This is a genomic window from Erwinia magellanica (assembly GCF_039023495.1).
GTDB lineage: Bacteria > Pseudomonadota > Gammaproteobacteria > Enterobacterales > Enterobacteriaceae > Erwinia.
Genome location: NZ_JBCHVC010000008.1, coordinates 71,144 through 84,347, shown reverse-complemented (window position 1 = coordinate 84,347; position 13,204 = coordinate 71,144). Strand labels below are relative to the sequence as shown.

Genomic DNA, 13,204 nt, shown 5'->3' with positions numbered 1-13,204 from the left:
ATTGCAGAAAAATGACTGACAGCGTCATTTTTCATCAAAGCGCCTCTTTTACCTTCACTTTGCCTGATAATGCAGCAAATTCATGGGCAAACCGCTCTACCTGAACCCAATCTGTATATTCGACTTCTTTACTGGCGTCTGTCTCGCCGCCGGTCATACGCATAATAAGCTGAATCATAATGCGGTCGAAGAAACCGTAACGCGGATAACGCAGCGCGCCGGCGAAGACGGCACAGCAGTCAGGTTCCCACGGCGACTGTAGCAGGAACTTGCGGGTGTAGGCGTTGGTCTGTGGAGTACGCTTCTCGGGTTTACGCGCGGTAAGGTTCACCGAAAAGAAGCCGCTTGCCCTCTCCTTTATCTGTAGCAAATGCTGTTTAACGAATTTGGTCACGGCGGGATGGAAGTGCCCATAGCGTATAGAGGCGCCTATCAGCACTCGATCGTACTCAGCCCAGTTCACGGAGGAAGCGTGCAGAATGTTCAGCACGTCACATTCCTGCTGCTCTTTTAACTGGTTAGCTATATAAGCCGCGATTTCACGCGTCTGGCCATCACGGCTGGAAAAAAGGATTAACGCTTTCATATTCAATACTCGTTTCAGTTACTCGCGCCAGAAGGTTGGCGTAAACAGGACTAACAGCGTGAACACTTCCAGACGACCGAAAAGCATTGTCAGGATTAAAATCCATTTCGCCGTATCGTTCATTGTAGTGAAGTTATCCGCCACGACGCCCAGGCCCGGCCCAAGGTTATTCAGAGTGGCGGCCACGGCAGCAAATGCTGAAAAGTCATCCACGCCGGTGGCAATAATTGCCAGCATACTCAGCAGAAACACCAAAGCATATGCAGAGAAGAAGCCCCAAACGGCTTCAAGGATCCGTTCAGGCAGCGCGCGCTGGCCCAGCTTGATGGTGTAGACCGCGTTCGGGTGAACCAGCCGCTTTAGCTCGCGCGAACCTTGCTTGAACAGCAGCAGGATACGGATCACCTTCAGTCCCCCACCGGTCGACCCGGCGCAGCCACCAATAAAAGCAGAACAGAGCAGCAGAACAGGGAGGAACAGCGGCCAGCGTGCAATGCTGTCAGTGGTGAAGCCAGCGGTGGTCGCCATAGAAACCACCTGGAAGAAAGCCTGATTCAGCGTCTGCATCCCGCTTTGGTAAACATCATGGAACCAGAGTACCACCGTGCAGATAATCACCAGCGTGAGCTGAACCCCGATAAACATGCGGAATTCCGGGTCACGCCAGTAGACCCGAAGATTGCGCCCGCTGAACATTGAGAAATGCAGGCCATAATTACAACCAGAGATCAGCAGGAAGATGGCAATGATGGTATTGATCGTTGGGCTGTTGAAGTAGCCAATACTTGCATCATGAGTAGAGAACCCGCCGATGGCGATTGTCGAGAAGCTGTGCCCGATGGCGTCAAACAGCGGCATACCGGCCAGCCAGAGCGCAAGAGCGCAAATCACCGTCAGTAAGACATAGATTAGCCATAACGTTTTCGCCGTTTCTGCAATACGGGGGCGCATCTTGTTATCTTTCAGCGGGCCAGGCATTTCAGCGCGATAGAGCTGCATTCCCCCTACCCCCAGAATCGGCAGGATAGCCACCGCCAGCACAATGATCCCCATTCCGCCCAGCCACTGTAGCATTTGCCGGTAAAAGAGAATGGCTTTGGGCAGCGAATCCAGCCCCACCAGTGTGGTAGCGCCGGTGGTCGTCAGGCCGGAAAAGGATTCAAAGAAAGCGTCCGTTACCGAGAGATTGGGATGTTCAGCAAAGATAAACGGCATAGCCCCCACGCTGCCCAGCACGGTCCAGAACAGCACTACAATCAGGAATCCTTCACGCGGCTTTAACTCTTTCCGCTGTTTGCGGTTTGGCCACCACAGCAGCGAACCGATGAGCAGCGCCATAAAGAAGGTCTGGGTAAATGCACGGCCTGCACCGTCACGGTAGATCAGAGCGACCAGACCCGGCACGATCATCGTCCCCGAGAACAAAATGACCAGCAACCCCACAATGCGGGTAATGGCGCGATAATGCATGTAACCGTTCCTTTCCTGACAATGAAAGTTAGTCGAGCGGGGTGAGCGTCAGCGCCCCTCTGCTAAAGTCTGTGAGATTTTGTACAAAGCCCGCAACCTGAGAATGCGGTAAGGCCAGCGTTAATGAAACGCATGCTGAAAATTCACTGTGCAGAACCTGGCCGTTGAACCGGCCAGTCATTCTTTCAATCTCTGCCAGCTGAGCATAGTCACAGGAAAGCGCAAAGGTAAGCATCGGGACTTTCTGCACACGCGGCAATTGTTTCAGCGCCTGTTGCACTCCTCCGCCATACGCTTTTACCAGCCCGCCTGTACCCAATTGAATACCGCCATAATAGCGAACCACCACGGCGGTAATCTCTCCGATATGGTTACCCATTAGCTGCGCCAGCATGGGTTTACCCGCCGTACCGGAAGGCTCTCCGTCATCAGAGAACCCCAGCTGTTGTGAATCCCAGGGCGCGCCGGCTACCCATGCCCAGCAGTGATGACGGGCGGTGGGATGCTCGTTTTTTATCTGCTGAACAAAAGCCCGCGCGGCCTCTATACCGTCAGTATGAGCCAACAGAGTGATAAAGCGGCTTTTTTTGATTTCCTCACTGAAGCTGAACAGCTCAGCAGGGATGTCATAGGCGTCCATCACTCCAGCTTCAGATCCCGCGTCATGTTTTCCACGCCCTGCTCGCGGATAATCACATTATCCTCAATACGGATGCCCCCATAGGGCTTGAGCGCATCAATACGATCCCAGTTGAAATGCTGGCTGAATTTGCTTTCGCGCCACGGGGCCAGCAGCGACTCGATAAAGTAAATACCGGGTTCAATGGTCAGGACCATGCGCGGCTCAAGAATACGCGTACATCGCAGATAAGGATATTGCTGCGGCGCGGCCAGGTGCGTGCCCTTGTCGTCCTGCATAAATCCGGCAACATCGTGCACCTGCAACCCCAGCGGGTGACCAAGACCGTGCGGCATAAAGGGGCCGGTAATATCTTCCGCCACCAGCGCTTCTTCACTCAGCCCTTTCACCAACTGATGCTTAAGCAGCAGTTTCGCAATACGCTGATGCATTTGCTGATGATATTCGCTGTATCGCACGCCCGCTTTCAGGGTGCCAATCAGCGCCAGCTCCTCCTGATTCATCTCTTTAACCAGCTGAGCATAGTCACTGTCAGGCTGCGCTGCATAAGTACGGGTTAAATCCGCTGCATAACCGTTATATTCCGTTCCGGCATCAATCAGGAAACTGCGGGCCTGCTCTGGCGGAAGATGATCCAGTTGGGTGTAGTGCAGCACCGCCGCATGCTCATTGAGCGCGATGATATTGCCGTAAGGAACATCAATATCACGATGGCCAGTGGCGCTGAGGTAAGCATTATTGATATCAAACTCGCTCATCCCGGAGAGGAAGGCCTCTTGCGCTGCATGATGACCGATCACCGCGGTCTTTTGCGCTTCACGCAGGCAGTACAGCTCATAATCCGTCTTGTAAGAACGATGATAATGCAGGAAGTCGATAACAGCTTTTGGGTTGGTCCGGTCACTGTTGATACCCAACTGAGCGGCGCGTGCTGGCACCGGGCCGATGTAGGCGACGTTATCGCGTTGGGCTGGCAGCAGCTGAGCAATCTCATCGGCATTTTTCAGCGCCACGATCTCAATCTCATCCGTCCAGAAGCTCTGCGGCAGAGGCTCTACGTTGTGCCAGTAATCCACAGGCGAATAGAACCACAGTTTAGGTTTGTTGACGCCATCCACCCACAGCCAGCAGTTCGGCACGGAGGTGACCGGCAGCCAGGCCTTAAACTGGGGGTTCACTTTAAAGGGATAGGTATGATCGTCGAGGAAAACGGTGAGCAGTTCTCCTGAATGGATCAGCAGGGCATCCAGCTTGTTACGCTCCAACACCTGCTGAGCCCGCGCCTGTAGTGTTTTCAGATGGTCCTGATAAAGGGTGACCAACGATTCCATAACTCTGCCTCCATTATCGTGAAATTGCGCGCATCTTATCACACCCCCTGCGGGGATGCCGCGATGCCTCGCCTGTGATCTTGTTTGCAAATCCGCAAAGACTCGTTTGCAAATAATTAACATCCCTTCCACACTCACGATCATCTGGTATGACCAGATCCCCTTATTGCGGCTTCAGGAGATTCACATGCTCTACAAAGGCGACACGCTAACACTGGACTGGCTGGAACCGGGCATCGCCGAACTGGTCTTTGATGCGCCCGGCTCGGTCAACAAGCTGGACACGCAAACCGTTGCCAGTCTGGGAGAAGCTCTCACGGTGCTGGAGCAGCAGACTGAGCTGAAGGCGTTGCTGCTTAGCTCTCGTAAACCGGCGTTTATCGTCGGCGCGGATATCACTGAGTTTCTCTCTTTATTTGCCGCCCCGGCTGAAAAACTTACGCAATGGCTGACGTTTGCCAATGCCATTTTTAACCGGCTGGAAGATCTGCCCGTCCCAACCTTATCAGCCATTCAGGGCTATGCGCTGGGCGGCGGCTGTGAATGCGTGCTCGCCACCGATTTTCGTATTGTCACGCCGGATGCCCGCATCGGCCTGCCGGAAACCAGACTGGGGATTATGCCGGGCTTCGGGGGATCGGTCCGCCTGCCCAGACTGCTGGGTGCTGACAGCGCGCTGGAGATTATTGCCGCAGGCAAGGATGTGGATGCAGAGCGGGCGCTGGCGCTGGGCCTTGCGGATGCTATTGTCCCGGCAGAAAAACTGCAACAGGCGGCCATCGCCATCTTGCAGGAGGCGATAGCTGGCAAGCAGGAGTGGCGCGCACGCCGTCAGCCGAAACTGGAACCGCTGAAACTCAGCAAAATTGAAGCGACAATGAGTTTCAGCATTGCCAAAAGCATGGTGCTGCAAACGGCAGGAAAACACTATCCCGCCCCGCTGGTTGCGGTGAAAACCATTGAAGCCGCCGCAAATATGGGCCGTGACGAGGCGCTGAAGCTGGAAACCAGCGCCTTTGTGCCGCTGGCGCGTTCTGATGAAGCGCGGGCGCTGGTCGGTATTTTCTTAAACGATCAGGCGGTCAAAGCCAAAGCGAAAAAACTCACCAAAGATATCGCCACGCCGAAACAGGCTGCTGTACTGGGCGCCGGGATCATGGGCGGCGGGATAGCCTGTCAGTCCGCCTCTAAAGGCGTGCCGGTGATCATGAAAGATATCAATCCAGCTTCGCTGGAACTGGGTATGAAAGAGGCAGCTAAATTGCTCAACAAGCAGCTTGAGCGGGGCAAAATCGACGGAATGAAGCTGGCCGGTATCATCGCCACTATTCAGCCAACGCTGGACTATGCCGGTTTTGAGCGGGCGGAGATGGTGGTGGAGGCGGTGGTTGAAAATCCGAAGATTAAGGCAGCGGTGCTGGCGGAGACGGAGAGCTATCTCAGTCCAACGGCTGTTCTGGCTACCAATACGTCAACTATTCCTGTCAGCCAGTTAGCCAGTGTGCTTAAGCGCCCCGAAAATTTCTGCGGTATGCACTTTTTCAACCCGGTACATCGCATGCCGTTAGTGGAGGTGGTCCGGGGTGAGAAAACCTCAGAGGCGACGCTGGCAAAAGTGGTTGCCTGGGCCAGTAAAATGGGCAAAACGCCGATCGTGGTTAACGACTGTCCCGGCTTTTTTGTCAACCGCGTGTTATTCCCCTATTTTGCCGGCTTCAGCCTGCTGCTGCGCGACGGCGCTGACTTCCGTCAGATTGATAAAGTGATGGAAAAACAGTTTGGCTGGCCAATGGGGCCGGCGTGGCTGCTGGATATCGTCGGTATCGATACCGCCCATCATGCCCAGACGGTGATGGCCGACGGCTTCCCCGCACGAATGAAGAAAGATTATCGTGACGCCATCGATGTACTGTTCGATATGAAACGTTATGGCCAGAAAAACAAGCTCGGGTTTTATCGCTGGGAAACAGAGGGCAAGCCCAAAAAGGTAGCCGACCCGGCAGTTGATGAGATGCTGCAAAGCGTATGCCAGCCGGGGCGCGTTTTTAGTGACGAAGAAATTGTTTCCCGCATGATGATCCCGATGATCAATGAAGTGGTGCGCTGTCTGGAAGAAGGCATTATCGCCTCTCCTGCCGAAGCGGATATGGCGCTGGTCTACGGGCTGGGCTTCCCTCCTTTCCACGGCGGCGTGTTCCGCTATCTGGATACGCTGGGAAATGCCCGTTTCGTTAGTCAGGCGCAAGCGTTCAGCCAGCTTGGCTCGCTCTACCACTGCCCTGACGGCTTAGTTGAAAAAGCGAACGGCAACGACAGCTGGTATCCACAGGCCGCGCCGACAGGCGAAGCCACACTGAAAATGGCGTGAGGAGATAAAAATGGAAAAGGTCGTCATTGTTGATGCAGTCCGCACGCCAATGGGTCGCTCTAAAGGAGGGGCTTATCGCCACGTTCGTGCGGAAGATCTTTCGGCTCATTTGATGCGCAGCCTGCTAAGCCGTAACCCTGCGCTGGAAGCAAACCAGCTGGACGATATCTACTGGGGCTGCGTGCAGCAGACGCTGGAACAGGGGTTTAATATCGGCCGCAACGCCGCTCTGCTGGCTGAAATTCCTCATAGCGTTCCGGCAACTACCGTAAACCGGCTTTGCGGTTCATCAATGCAGGCTCTGCATGATGCCGCACGCGCTATTATGGTCGGAGATGCCACGGCCTGTCTGATTGGCGGTGTTGAGCATATGGGCCATGTGCCGATGAGCCACGGCGTTGATTTCCATCCAGGGCTGAGCAAAACCGTCGCTAAAGCGGCTGGAATGATGGGGCTTACCGCAGAGATGCTGGCGCGCATCCATGGCATCAGCCGTGAGCAACAGGATGCCTTTGCCGCGCGCTCTCACCAGCGCGCCTGGGCCGCCACGCAGGCCGGGCATTTTGCCAGTGAGATCGTTCCAACCAGCGGACATGATGCTGATGGCGTGCTTCGTCGCTATGATTTTGATGAAGTTATCCGCCCCGATACCACTGCGGAAGGGCTGAAAGCCCTGCGCCCTGCATTCGACCCGGTCAATGGCACGGTCACGGCAGGCAGCTCTTCGGCGCTGTCCGATGGCGCAGCAGCGATGCTTATCATGAGCGAAACCCGCGCCAGGGAACTGGGTCTGAAACCTCGTGCTTACGTTCGCGCCATGGCCGTCGTGGGCTGCGATCCTTCCATCATGGGCTACGGGCCGGTTCCGGCTTCACAGCTGGCGTTAAAACGAGCGGGATTGTCGGTAACGGATATCGGTCTGTTTGAACTGAATGAAGCCTTTGCTGCCCAGACGCTGCCCTGCATCAAGGATTTGGGGCTGCTTGAAGTAATGGATGAAAAGGTTAACCTCAATGGCGGCGCTATTGCGCTGGGGCATCCTCTGGGCTGTTCAGGTGCCAGGATCAGCACCACGCTGTTGAATCTGATGGAGAGACGGGATGTCCAGTTTGGCCTGGCAACGATGTGCATTGGTTTAGGTCAGGGGATTGCCACCGTCTTTGAAAGAGTCTGATACGTTGTTCTGGAAGTTCTGCTGCCATTCTTCCCGCCCTTCAGGGGCGGGTTTTTTCGGCGCGGGAGGAGCAAGCTCTGCTCCCGGCATCCTCAGATAAAGGCAAAGGCATCGCCAAACATCTGTTCTTCTTTTGCCCCACGCTCGGCACAAAAACGCTCGCGGGCTATTTTCGCCATCTCAAAACGGCCAGCAATGTAGATATCATGACCATCAAGGCTGCCGTAATCATTCATCACTGCGGTAAGCACCGTGCCATTGCGCCCTTGCCAACCGGCTTCAGGCTGTTCAACCACCGGAATGATCTTCAGGTTTGGATGCTTAACCGCCAGCGCTTCCAGCTCTTCCAGGTCATACAGATGCTTCAACTCACGCCCACCCCAGTACAAGGCAATGTCGCGGTTGGGCTGTTGTGAAAGAGCCGTCAACAGGATAGAACGGACATAGGAGAAACCGGTTCCCCCGGCGATGAGCACTAAAGGACGATCGCTCTCTTCACGTAACCAGGCATCACCATGCGGAATATCCACAGTTATCTTGCGCTGCTGCTGGATGCGCTCCATTACGGCCATCGCATAGAGGTTCAGGTCGGAGGCGCCGATATGAAGCTCAATGATCTCTTTTTCCATGGGGGTGGAAGCCAGAGAGAACGGACGCTTGTCACGCTCATCCATCACCACCATCAGATACTGACCAGCGCGGAAGCTGAAATCAGCCTCCGGCACCATACGCACTCGGTACACAGTATCGGTAATCGCCTCTACTGAGGTCACTTTACAGCTTAACGTTGTCATGCGTTCCCTCTGTCGGGTCGAAATTTATTTGCCGGGCGCACTGTTGCGCACAGGCGTCTCACTGAAGATGCCCAACTCATCCCATATCTCATCAATACGGGCAGTAACGGCCGGATCTTTGCGAATGGGGCGTCCCCACTCACGCGTCGTTTCGCCAGGCCATTTGTTCGTTGCGTCCAGACCCATTTTTGATCCCAGGCCCGAAACAGGTGAGGCGAAGTCGAGGTAATCAATAGGCGTATTTTCCACCAGAACGGTGTCTCTGGCCGGATCCATGCGCGTAGTGATCGCCCAGATAACATCGTTCCAGTCACGAGCGTTAACGTCATCATCGCAGACAATAACAAATTTCGTGTACATAAATTGCCGCAGGAAAGACCAGACCCCCATCATGACGCGTTTGGCGTGGCCCGCGTACTGTTTTTTCATGGTCACCACGGCCAGACGGTAGGAGCAGCCTTCAGGCGGCAGATAGAAATCAACAATTTCCGGGAACTGCTTTTGCAAAATAGGCACGAAGACTTCATTCAGCGCAACGCCCAACACCGCAGGTTCATCCGGTGGACGACCGGTATAGGTGGAGTGATAGATGGCATCACGGCGCTGCGTAATGTGCGTCACGGTAAAGACCGGGAAGTTGTCTACTTCATTATAGTAACCGGTGTGATCGCCGTAGGGACCTTCCGGCGCCATTTCACCCGCCTCTATATAACCTTCCAGGACAATTTCGGCGCTGGCAGGCACTTCAAGATCGTTAGAAACGCACTTCACAACTTCGGTTTTCGTTCCACGCAGCAGGCCGGCAAAGGCATATTCGGAGAGGGAATCCGGCACGGGCGTTACCGCGCCGAGGATGGTTGCCGGATCGGCACCCAGCGCCACCGAAACGGGGAATCTTTCGCCCGGATGATGCTGGCCCCACTCCTGGAAATCGAGCGCGCCGCCGCGGTGGGAGAGCCAGCGCATAATCAGCTTGTTCTTGCCGATCACCTGCTGGCGATAAATGCCAAGGTTCTGCCGCTCTTTATGAGGCCCCCGCGTAACGGTCAGCCCCCAGGTAATTAAGGGTGCGGCATCTTCCGGCCAGCATTTCATCACCGGGATTTTATGCAGATCAACATCATCGCCCTGCCAAATCTGCTGCTGACAAGGGGCATCACGCAGCCGCTTAGTTGGCATGTTCAGCACCTGCTTCCACTGCGGCATTTTATCGAAGAAATCACGGAAACCGCGTGGGGGTTCAGGTTCTTTCAGAAACGCCAGCAGACGACCCACGTCACGGAGTGCCGAAACATCTTTCTGCCCCATGCCCATTGCCACCCGGTCTGGGGTGCCAAACAGATTGCACAAGACCGGCATGTTGTACCCTTTGGGGTTTTCAAACAGCAAAGCCGGGCCACCAGCACGCAGAGTGCGGTCAGCAATTTCGGTCATCTCAAGATCGGGATCAATCTCTTGTTTAATGCGCTTGAGTTCCCCGCGTTGCTCAAGCAGCGCAAGGAAATCACGTAAGTCGTGGTATTTCATGACTTCTCATCAATACGAACAGTGAATCGAACATTATAGGGAGGATTGGCACGCTATGCTTAGGTTTTCGTAGCGCATGGGTTTTGGCCCGCAAATTACGGCGTGAGCCGCATCGTGGTGGGATCCCGCTATAACTCTGGCGATGAGTTTGGTATTCTTAGCGGCCCTGTAATCAAAAAGTGACGTTATGGAATCCTGGTATCTACTTTATTGCAAACGTGGCCAGCTGCTTCGCGCGAAAGAACATCTTGAGCGTCAGGCGGTGCATTGTCTCAGCCCAATGATTGCATTAGAGAAACTGGTTCGGGGAAAACGCACGCAGGTGGATGAGCCGCTCTTCCCGAATTACCTGTTTATTGAATTCGACCCCGAAGAGATCCATACCACCACGATCAGCGCCACGCGTGGCGTCAGTCATTTCATCCGTTTTGGCAGCCTGCCGGCAAACGTTCCGCATGACGTTATTGCCGCGTTGCAAACCGATACGCCCATCAAAATGGTGGATCCGGAACTGCCACAGCCGGGCGATCGCGTACTGATCACCTGCGGTGCTTTTGAAGGATTGCAGGCTATCTTTACCGAACCCGACGGTGAAGCGCGCTCCATGTTACTGCTGAATTTACTCAACAAACAGATTACGCGCAGCCTGGATAACAAACAGTTCCATAAGCTCTAATCCTGCCAGGCTGTTGTCGGCTTACTCCGGCAGACGGAACAGCTTACGCGCATTTTGATCGCACTGAACAGCCAGCGCTTCAGCTTCTTCTCCCCGCAAACCCGCCACTACCTGCACGATATGCGGCAGGAAGCAGGGTTCATTGCGCCTTGAGGGGGGTCTTGGACGCATATCGCGGGGCAGCAGATAGGGAGAATCCGTTTCCAGCAGCAGCCGATCGGCCGGAATCAATGGCATCAGTTCACGCAGCTCCACGCCCCGACGCTCATCGCAAACCCACCCCGTAATGCCAACAGACAATCCGGCGGCAAGACAAGCTTCCAGCTCTTCCCGCGTCCCGGTGAAGCAGTGGATAACGGCGCCGGGCAACCGGGATAACCAGGGCGTCAGCACAGAGAGAAATCGCTCGTGAGCATCACGGCAGTGAAGGAACACCGGCATGTTCAGCTCTGCCGCCAGCTCCAGCTGTGCGTTAAAAGCATAAACCTGCTGCTCGGGTATTGAAATATTGCGGTTGAAGTCCAGACCACATTCGCCAATAGCCACAACTTCCGGGCTTTCAGCCAGACGTCTCAGCGTGGCCGCCGTCTCACCCGACCATTCGCTGGCATGGTGAGGATGCACGCCCGCCGTAGACCAGCAATATCCCGGACGGCGCATAGCCAGGCTCTGAGCCTGCTGGCTTTCCAGCGCGTTGGTGCCCGTGAGCAGCAATCCGCGCACGCCAGCCTCTTTTGCACGTTTAACGACCTGGTCGCGATCTTTTGCAAACTGCGTGCTGGTCAGGTTAACGCCAATATCGAACATAGGATTTCCAAACGGTAACCGCCCTTTCGGGCGGTTAGTTTACTTCATATAAGGTGAACGCTGGACCTGCTCTGCGCTATTCAGAACCCTTCTCTTCCGGGTCCATATCCTGACGACGTTTGCCAACATAGAAGCGGGCGAAGAACACGCCGACTTCAAACAGGCAGTACATTGGGATAGCTAAAAGCGTCTGCGAGAAGACGTCAGGCGGTGTTAACAGCATTCCCACCACGAAAGCACCTACCAGAACATAAGGACGCTTCTTCTTCAGATCCTCTGGCGTGGTCAGGCCAGTCCAGCAAATCAGTACGATGGCAATCGGCACTTCAAAAGAGACACCAAAAGCCATAAACAGCGCCATCACAAAATCGAGATAGTTGTTAATGTCAGTGGCAATCAATACGCCCTGCGGCGCCGTCTTGGCGAAGAAGCCAAAAGCCAGCGGAAAGACAATAAAGTAGGCGAAAGCCATCCCTATGTAGAATAGGAATGAACTGGAAAAGAGCAGCGGCATAACCAGCTTGCGCTCATGCCTGTAGAGCGCGGGCGCAATAAAGGCCCAAATCTGATAAAGGATCACCGGTACCGCAAGGAAAACCGAGACGATTATCGTCAGCTTAATGGGGGTGAAAAAGGGAGAAGCCACGTCGGTGGCGATCATGCTGGCCCCCGCTGGCAACTGCCTGATCAGCGGTGCGGAAACAAGCTGATAGATGTCATTGGAGAAATAAGCCAGGCAGACAAAGATGCCCACAACGGCAATAATACAGTTCAACAAGCGCTTACGGAGTTCAATCAAATGACTGATAAGCGGTTGGGTATCTTCAACAGCCATGTTTATCGTTCATCGCTCGGTAATGTAGTGGAAACGGGAGCACGGCTGGACAAGTGTGGCACGTCGCCGTTCGTTGTTGCCGCTGGCTTAGGTTCAGCGCTTGCCGCAGGAGCCTGAACGGGCGCAGTAGCCACATCAGGTACATTTGCAGGCGCGCTTGCCTGATGAGGGGCCTGAACGGGCGCGGTAGCCGCATCGGGTGCTGTTGCAGGCGCGCTGGCCTGATGATCGGCTTCCGCTGGCGTCACCCCTTCGTGAGAATCCTCAGGCCTTTTCACCAACGGGTTATGGATGGTGTTAGCTTCATCATCGGCTTTTTCGTGCTCACCCAGGAAAGTACGCTTCATGGATTCGGCTGACTGTTTCAGCTCATCCATAGAGGCTTTAAGTTCAGGAGAGAGGCTGTTCTTGCTGGCCTCTTCAACCTTTTTCAGGTTCTCCTGCAACTCCTGTAGCTTGAGTTCCTGAGCCAGTTCGTTCTGCACGTTGGTAGCCAGCGAGCGCAGAGCACGGATCCAGCCGACAACGGTTCTGACCGCCACCGGTAAACGCTGAGGACCCAGTACGACCAGCCCGATAACGAACACCAATATCAGTTCACTAAAGCCTATGTCGAACACGGTTTATACCTTGTCGTTCTTAACGTCTTCTTTCTTCGCTTCTGTATGCGCTTTGTCAGCCAGTTTGGCGTTAAAGTCGGCATCATTGGCATGATCTTTCTCTTTATCCTTCTCGTTTTCATCACCCATGGCTTTTTTGAAGCCTTTGATTGATGACCCCAGATCGGATCCCAGATTACGCAATTTGTTCGTGCCGAACAGAAGAACAACAATGACGGCAATAATAATTAATTGCCAGATACTGATACCGCCCATGATTTTTGCCTCTGATGATAAATGGTAAAGCCAGTTTGCAGTATATAACAGCTGAGGTTGCCCTGACGATGAACAAAGCCCTAACCATACAAGATAAGGCCCTGTTTACTTTTCATGACAT

13 protein-coding genes are annotated in these 13,204 nt (G+C 54.4%); 3 read left to right on the top strand and 10 right to left on the bottom strand.

The annotated features are described in order from the left end of the window. Window positions 1-34 precede the first annotated feature (34 nt). The 4 genes from hemG to pepQ are packed head-to-tail and all read right to left on the bottom strand — an operon-like array spanning window position 35 to window position 4,027. Window positions 35-586: a menaquinone-dependent protoporphyrinogen IX dehydrogenase gene (hemG, locus tag AAH450_RS20410; protein WP_342911828.1), complete on the bottom strand. Its 552-nt coding sequence runs from the start codon at window positions 584-586 to the stop codon at window positions 35-37. 18 nt (window positions 587-604) lie between these two features. Further along, window positions 605-2,056: a Trk system potassium transporter TrkH gene (gene trkH, locus AAH450_RS20405; RefSeq protein WP_342911827.1), complete on the bottom strand. Its 1,452-nt coding sequence runs from the start codon at window positions 2,054-2,056 to the stop codon at window positions 605-607. A 28-nt stretch (window positions 2,057-2,084) separates the two neighbouring features. Beyond that, window positions 2,085-2,696 (bottom strand): IMPACT family protein, encoded by a 612-nt coding sequence (locus AAH450_RS20400; protein ID WP_342911830.1) that lies wholly within the window; start codon window positions 2,694-2,696, stop codon window positions 2,085-2,087. After that, window positions 2,696-4,027: a Xaa-Pro dipeptidase gene (gene pepQ, locus AAH450_RS20395; protein WP_342911826.1), complete on the bottom strand. Its 1,332-nt coding sequence runs from the start codon at window positions 4,025-4,027 to the stop codon at window positions 2,696-2,698. The genes AAH450_RS20400 and pepQ overlap by 1 nt, the downstream gene beginning before the upstream one ends. A 187-nt stretch (window positions 4,028-4,214) precedes the next feature. Here pepQ and fadB point away from each other — a divergent pair, with 187 nt between their 5' ends. Together fadB and fadA are read left to right on the top strand one after the other, a co-directional pair. Then, window positions 4,215-6,395, top strand: a complete 2,181-nt coding sequence (gene fadB / locus AAH450_RS20390; RefSeq protein WP_342911825.1) for a fatty acid oxidation complex subunit alpha FadB — start codon at window positions 4,215-4,217, stop codon at window positions 6,393-6,395. Window positions 6,396-6,405: 10 nt separating this feature from the next. Next, window positions 6,406-7,569, top strand: coding sequence for an acetyl-CoA C-acyltransferase FadA (fadA, locus tag AAH450_RS20385; RefSeq protein WP_318792102.1), 1,164 nt, complete (start codon window positions 6,406-6,408; stop codon window positions 7,567-7,569). Between the two features lie 92 nt (window positions 7,570-7,661). On the opposite strand, the gene fre is transcribed toward fadA, so the two are convergent. Both fre and ubiD read right to left on the bottom strand, forming a co-directional pair. Beyond that, entirely contained in the window at window positions 7,662-8,363 is a 702-nt protein-coding gene (fre, locus tag AAH450_RS20380; protein WP_342911824.1) for an NAD(P)H-flavin reductase, read from the bottom strand. A 24-nt stretch (window positions 8,364-8,387) separates the two neighbouring features. Next, window positions 8,388-9,890: a 4-hydroxy-3-polyprenylbenzoate decarboxylase gene (gene ubiD, locus AAH450_RS20375; protein ID WP_342911823.1), complete on the bottom strand. Its 1,503-nt coding sequence runs from the start codon at window positions 9,888-9,890 to the stop codon at window positions 8,388-8,390. Between the two features lie 187 nt (window positions 9,891-10,077). Between ubiD and rfaH the strand changes: the two genes are divergently transcribed. Then, window positions 10,078-10,566, top strand: coding sequence for a transcription/translation regulatory transformer protein RfaH (gene rfaH / locus AAH450_RS20370; RefSeq protein WP_306208834.1), 489 nt, complete (start codon window positions 10,078-10,080; stop codon window positions 10,564-10,566). Window positions 10,567-10,587: 21 nt separating this feature from the next. Here rfaH and tatD read toward each other — a convergent pair whose 3' ends face one another. From tatD to tatA, 4 genes are all read right to left on the bottom strand, one after another. Then, window positions 10,588-11,373 (bottom strand): 3'-5' ssDNA/RNA exonuclease TatD, encoded by a 786-nt coding sequence (tatD, locus tag AAH450_RS20365; RefSeq protein ID WP_342911822.1) that lies wholly within the window; start codon window positions 11,371-11,373, stop codon window positions 10,588-10,590. 76 nt (window positions 11,374-11,449) lie between these two features. Continuing rightward, complete coding sequence (gene tatC / locus AAH450_RS20360; RefSeq protein ID WP_342911821.1) at window positions 11,450-12,208, bottom strand: Sec-independent protein translocase subunit TatC; 759 nt, start codon at window positions 12,206-12,208, stop codon at window positions 11,450-11,452. Window positions 12,209-12,210: 2 nt separating this feature from the next. Further along, complete coding sequence (gene tatB / locus AAH450_RS20355) at window positions 12,211-12,828, bottom strand: Sec-independent protein translocase protein TatB (protein WP_342911820.1); 618 nt, start codon at window positions 12,826-12,828, stop codon at window positions 12,211-12,213. A 3-nt stretch (window positions 12,829-12,831) separates the two neighbouring features. Beyond that, window positions 12,832-13,083 (bottom strand): twin-arginine translocase TatA/TatE family subunit, encoded by a 252-nt coding sequence (tatA, locus tag AAH450_RS20350; protein ID WP_342911819.1) that lies wholly within the window; start codon window positions 13,081-13,083, stop codon window positions 12,832-12,834. Window positions 13,084-13,204 lie beyond the last annotated feature (121 nt).

Bases quoted from the DNA above. Each gene is read 5' to 3' on its own strand.
- pepQ (WP_342911826.1), bottom strand. From the start codon at position 4,027: ATGGAATCGTTGGTCACCCTTTATCAGGACCATCTGAAAACACTACAG.
- fre (WP_342911824.1), bottom strand. From the start codon at position 8,363: ATGACAACGTTAAGCTGTAAAGTGACCTCAGTAGAGGCGATTACCGAT.
- tatA (WP_342911819.1), bottom strand. From the start codon at position 13,083: ATGGGCGGTATCAGTATCTGGCAATTAATTATTATTGCCGTCATTGTT.
- ubiD (WP_342911823.1), bottom strand. From the start codon at position 9,890: ATGAAATACCACGACTTACGTGATTTCCTTGCGCTGCTTGAGCAACGC.
- fadB (WP_342911825.1), top strand. From the start codon at position 4,215: ATGCTCTACAAAGGCGACACGCTAACACTGGACTGGCTGGAACCGGGC.
- tatD (WP_342911822.1), bottom strand. From the start codon at position 11,373: ATGTTCGATATTGGCGTTAACCTGACCAGCACGCAGTTTGCAAAAGAT.
- tatC (WP_342911821.1), bottom strand. From the start codon at position 12,208: ATGGCTGTTGAAGATACCCAACCGCTTATCAGTCATTTGATTGAACTC.
- AAH450_RS20400 (WP_342911830.1), bottom strand. From the start codon at position 2,696: ATGGACGCCTATGACATCCCTGCTGAGCTGTTCAGCTTCAGTGAGGAA.
- trkH (WP_342911827.1), bottom strand. From the start codon at position 2,056: ATGCATTATCGCGCCATTACCCGCATTGTGGGGTTGCTGGTCATTTTG.
- hemG (WP_342911828.1), bottom strand. From the start codon at position 586: ATGAAAGCGTTAATCCTTTTTTCCAGCCGTGATGGCCAGACGCGTGAA.
- fadA (WP_318792102.1), top strand. From the start codon at position 6,406: ATGGAAAAGGTCGTCATTGTTGATGCAGTCCGCACGCCAATGGGTCGC.
- rfaH (WP_306208834.1), top strand. From the start codon at position 10,078: ATGGAATCCTGGTATCTACTTTATTGCAAACGTGGCCAGCTGCTTCGC.